Here is a 589-nt window from a genome sequence, read left to right as displayed (position 1 = left end):
CGCCACATGGGGCAGCACGTTCATCTCTCGCAGGGCTTCAATGAATTCCTTGGCGTCGTAGCCCTTGTCCGCGCCCAGCGTGATCGTGATGGGCTCATCGCCAGGCAGCGCCTGGCGCGCATCGTTGATCATGGCCTTGGCCGCTTCGCGCTCTGCATATCCGTCGGCCTGTGTGACCACGGCGCTGACCACCAGCCCGTGGCGGTTGTCGGTGAGCGTGTGGCCCATGAAGCGCAACTGGCTGGCCGTGTTGCCTTTGCGGTAGAGCCTGGCATCGGCATCTGTGCTCCATCGGTGGGTGTCGTTGCTGCGCTTTTGGTCTTTGAAGTTGCCCGCGTCGGTATCGTCGTCGCCCTGGCGGTCTTTGCGCACAAAGCTCTTGTGGCCCGCCCAGGCCTGGATCAGGGTGCCATCCACGCTGAAGTGCTCGCCCGAGAGCAGTTCCTGCTCCTGGGCTTGTTGCACGATCTGATTGAAGAACTCGATGACCGCATCGTGCTCGATCAGGCGTTTGAACCGCCCCGTATTTTGAGGAGGCTCCAACACTTGAGAAGATGGAGCTATGAACAAGTCACCGAAGTTCTCCCCG

1 protein-coding gene is annotated in these 589 nt (G+C 61.1%); it reads right to left on the bottom strand.

Annotated features, from left to right (window positions below; translation table 11 throughout):
• A partial coding sequence (locus MJ602_RS16690; RefSeq protein ID WP_423246725.1) for a transposase occupies positions 1-589 on the bottom strand: 589 nt, incomplete at both ends.

It is taken from the genome of Simplicispira sedimenti (genome assembly GCF_022760965.1).
Lineage (GTDB): Bacteria > Pseudomonadota > Gammaproteobacteria > Burkholderiales > Burkholderiaceae_C > Simplicispira > Simplicispira sedimenti.
The sequence above is the reverse complement of the archived record's forward strand: the minus strand, read 5'-3'. Positions and strand labels throughout refer to the sequence as shown.